Below are 4,192 nucleotides of genomic sequence, written 5' to 3' on the forward strand. Positions count from 1 at the left end.
GCATCGACGTACCGCTATCCCATGAGGTGCCGCTGCCTATCAGTCAGGCCTCGCCTGTGTTGAGCACCGGAAATCCCTTGCCGGGCCGACGTTTGCTGGTGCTGGACAACGAGGTGAGCATTCTCGAGAGCATGAGCGCGCTGCTTGAGCAGTGGGGGTGCGAGGTGGTCACGGCCACGGATGAATCCGCCGCGCTGGCAGCCCTGCGCGGGCGAGCGCCGGAATTGATACTGGCGGACTATCACCTCGATCACGGAGTGGTGGGCTGCGATGTGGTCAGGCATTTGCGTGAGCATTTCAGCCAGGTCATCCCGGCGGTGATCATTACGGCGGACCGCACTGATCAGTGTCGACGCTCATTGCAGCGACTCGGCGCACCGCTGCTGAACAAGCCGGTCAAGCCAGGCAAGTTGCGCGCAGTGCTGAGTCAGATGCTTGGGTAACGGCGTTATCAAAGCGCCCGATATTGCAGGCTGAACCCGAGTTCCGCCGACTGACCTTGCTCCAGCAACCGCAACCCCGGCCGACCTGGCAAGTGATGCGCGTTGACCGGGTGGCTGACCGGTTCGATGCAGAAAAACTCCAGGCCGACCGGGCAGTAGAGCAGGTAGTAATCGCTGCCGGTGGCTTGGCATTCCAGCGCATAACCGAGGTCGGCTTGCTGGATCAGGCAATGGCCGTCCCAGTGGCAGAAGCCGTTATCCACCAGAGAGGCGGGTAGGGCACCCAGTTGATGAAAGTCCCAGTCGGCGGGCAGTTCGATCAACTCGGTTGGCAATTTCGAGCTATTGCACAGCCAGACTTGCTCGGCCTTGGCCTGTAGCTGCGTGTTTGCGGTGCGCGGAAAGTAAGGGTGTAAACCGAGCCCATGCCACGCGGCGCGCTCGGCCAAGTGGGTGACCTGCAACTCGATATTCAATTGGCCCTTGTTCAGATGGAAGCGTTGCCGGGCGCGATAAGCGAAGGGGGTGCTGCTGTCGAGTTGCAGGACGACTTCGTTGGCGGATTGCGACACCACCTGCCACGGTTGTTGCCAGGCGCTGCCATGGATGGGCAGGGGATCGGTGAGACTGTTGGGCGTCAGGGCCAGCCAGCCATCGGGGCAATCGAAGCCACCTTCAGCAATACGGTTGGACCAGGGGGCCAGGGGATAGCAACCGAGTTTGCCCGGCAGACCGGTATTCAGTGCGTGGGAATCATTGTGGCGGAGCAGCGGTTGACCGGTGCTGCGAACCGCCCAGTTGACAATGCTGCCACCGAGCGCGGGGGCGAGGGTGAGGAGGGTCAGTTCGTCTTCGAGTTCGAGAAGTGTCAGCGTCATTCAAGTTGGCTCCAATATGAGAACACCGCAACCCTTGTAGCAGCTGGCGAAGCCTGCGTCAGGCTCGGGCCGCGATCGGACGAAGCAGTCGTCAATCCGGTGAATGCGGTCTTCTCGATACACCACGCAATATGGTTTTACGACTGCTKYGTCCGATCGCGGTCCGAGCCGGACGCAGGCTKCGCCAGCTGCTACAGGTGATCGGCGGTGATTCAGGCGTTAAACAGCGGTTCCGCCAGCCCGGTGACACCCGGATTGAGGGCGAATACGCCGCCGGCCAGGGACTGTTCGTCATGGTCGTCGCCGGGGCGGATCGAGGTCACGAACAACGTGTCCAGTCGACTGCCACCGAAGGCGCACATGGTGGGTTTTTTCACCGGGACGGCGAGGGAACGATCCAGACGACCGTCGGGGGTAAAGCGGTGAATCATCCCGGCGTCATTGCCGCAGATCCAGTAGCAACCTTCGGCATCGACAGCCGCGCCGTCGGGGCGACCGGGGAACTGTTTCATGTCGACGAACAGCCGCTGATTGGACGGTGTGCCGCTGTCGACGTCGTAGTCAAAGGCCCATATCTGCTGGATCAAGGGATGCGAGTCGGACAGGTACATCGTGCGGCCATCCGGGCTGAAGCCCAGGCCGTTCGGGACGATAAACCCGCCCAGTTGCGCCTCAAGTGGCCCGTGTTGACCCGCGCTGTAACGGTAAAGGGCACCGTCGGCGATGTTGGCGCCCATGTTCAACACCATGCTGCTCGCCCAGAAACGCCCCTGACGGTCACAACGGCCATCGTTCAGGCGCATGTCGGTCCGAGCGTGGTCGACGTGCGCCAGCAATTGAATGTCGAGGTTGCCATCGTTGTGAGGATGCAATTGGAAAAACCCGCTTTCCATCCCGGCTACCCAGCAACCGTCACGGTGGCGGGTGATGCACGCGAGCATTTGCGGCGCTTTCCACGACTGGACATGGCCGCTGTCGGCACTCCAGCGTTGCAGGTTCCCCGCAGGAATATCAACCCAGTACAGGGCGTTTTCCTCGGGGACCCACACCGGGCATTCACCGACGGCGTTACGGGCATCGACAATCAATTCGGCTTGCATGGCAACTCATTCCCTTGGGTTTTTGTTGTGGGGATCACGCGGGAAGCAGGGCTTCAATCGCCGAACGGGCCGGCTGCGCAAAAGGCTCCACCCTGATAGACCCGGGCCGGATCATCGGCGGCAGGCATCGGCTGGGCTTCGACTTTTTCACGGAACACTTCGGAGGTGTCCTGCGGCGCGTATCCCAAGGCAGTGGCGTAACGGTTGTCCCACCAGATGTCTTTGTTATCGGACATGCCGTACACCACGGTGTGGCCGACATTCGGGGTGTACAGGGCACGTTCGAGCAGTTGGGTGAGGTCGCCGAAGCTCAGCCAGGTGCTCATCATCCGGCGGTTTTGCGGTTCCGGGAACGAGGAGCCGATGCGCACGCTGACGGTTTCGATGCCATAGCGATTGAAGTAGAACGTCGCCATGTCTTCACCGTAGGACTTGGACAAACCGTAGTAGCTGTCCGGCTGGTGAGGGGAGTGGGCGTCGATGACCTGGTCTTGCTTGTAGAAACCGATGACGTGGTTGGAGCTGGCGAAGATCACCCGCTTCACACCGTGGCGGCGTGCGGCTTCATAGATGTGGAATACGCCGCAGATGTTGGCGCCGAGAATCTCTTCGAACGAGCGCTCTACCGACACACCGCCGAAGTGCAGGATCGCGTCCACGCCTTCGACCAATTGATGCACGGCTTGCTTGTCCGCCAGATCGCACGGCACGACTTCTTCGCGATCATCGATAGCCGGGGCCATGGCGGCGATGTCCGACAGACGAATGACGTTGGCGTAGGGGCGCAGGCTTTCGCGCAAGACTTTACCGAGGCCACCGGCAGCACCGGTCAGCAGCAGGCGATTGAAAGGGGAGCGGGTGGTTGCAGTGGTCGTCATGGGGGAATCCTGGACAAGCAGTTGTTGTTATAAAATCGTTGTAAGTTGTCGTACGACTTTGTTGAAGTATCGTAAGGCAATCCGGGTGTTGTCAACGCGACATTGGTGGAAATGGACGGAGGGTCAATTCCTGTTGCAGAAACGCTAAACAGCCAGACTGGAATGCAATCCTTGTGGGAGTGAGCCTGCTCGCGATAGCGGTGAATCAGTCAACCAATTGCTGATTGAAAGATAGCAATCGCGAGCAGGCTCGCTCCCACAGGGGTGTGTGTTCATCCGAATAGTTGTGGGTCTTACAGCAACGAAATCGGGTAGTTGATGATGATACGGTTTTCATCGAATTCGTTGTTGCTGAAGCTCTTGCGAATGCTGGAGTTGCGCCATTTGACGTTGAGACTTTTCAACGGGCCGCTTTGCAGGGTGTAGGCCAGTTCCGATTCGCGGCCCCATTCCGTGCCGTCGGTAACAGCGTTGGCGCCGGTGCCGGTGTGGATGTTGTCACCGCTGATGTAGCGGTTCATCAGTGTCAGGCCCGGAACACCCAAGGCGACGAAGTTGTAATCGTGGCGCACCTGCCAGGATTTTTCCTGGGCGTTGTCGTAGCTGGAGTTGTAGCTGTCGTTGGCCAGGGTACCGCCGCTGGTGCCGTTGACGCGCATCCATTGATCGTCACCGGTGAGTTTTTGCAGGCCGACATAGAAGGTGCTGCCACCGTATTTGGCCGAGAGCATGGCGAACCCGGTTTTGTTGTCCAGGTCGCCTAACAGAGCGCTGCCGTTTTCTTTGCCGATGAAATAGCCAAGGTTGGCGCCAAGGACCCAGTCGCCAATCGGCTGGCTGTGGTTCAGGTTGTAATACTGTTGCTGGTAGAGGTCGCTGAGTTCTGCGTACCA

At 59.7% G+C, this 4,192-nt stretch carries 5 protein-coding genes; 1 reads left to right on the plus strand and 4 read right to left on the minus strand.

The features are described 5' to 3' along the window. A partial coding sequence (locus tag AC1DSG_RS28380) for a response regulator (protein ID WP_477793835.1) occupies positions 1-443 on the plus strand: 443 nt, incomplete at its 5' end. A gap of 8 nt (positions 444-451) precedes the next feature. Here the strand turns inward: AC1DSG_RS28380 and AC1DSG_RS28385 are convergent. From AC1DSG_RS28385 to AC1DSG_RS28400, 4 genes are all read right to left on the minus strand, one after another. Continuing rightward, the gene (locus AC1DSG_RS28385; protein ID WP_477793836.1) at positions 452-1,321 is read right to left on the minus strand and encodes an aldose 1-epimerase; all 870 of its coding nucleotides are present in this window, start codon (positions 1,319-1,321) and stop codon (positions 452-454) included. 212 nt (positions 1,322-1,533) lie between these two features. After that, positions 1,534-2,421 carry an SMP-30/gluconolactonase/LRE family protein gene (locus AC1DSG_RS28390; protein WP_477793837.1) on the minus strand — a complete coding sequence of 296 codons (888 nt, stop codon included), beginning with the start codon at positions 2,419-2,421 and terminating at the stop codon, positions 1,534-1,536. Between the two features lie 53 nt (positions 2,422-2,474). After that, positions 2,475-3,299 (minus strand): NAD-dependent epimerase/dehydratase family protein, encoded by an 825-nt coding sequence (locus AC1DSG_RS28395; RefSeq protein ID WP_477793838.1) that lies wholly within the window; start codon positions 3,297-3,299, stop codon positions 2,475-2,477. Between the two features lie 293 nt (positions 3,300-3,592). Continuing rightward, positions 3,593-4,192: OprD family outer membrane porin (locus AC1DSG_RS28400; RefSeq protein WP_477793839.1), on the minus strand; the 600-nt coding region annotated here is incomplete at its 5' end.

Source organism: Pseudomonas sp. P5_A12 (genome assembly GCF_056400685.1).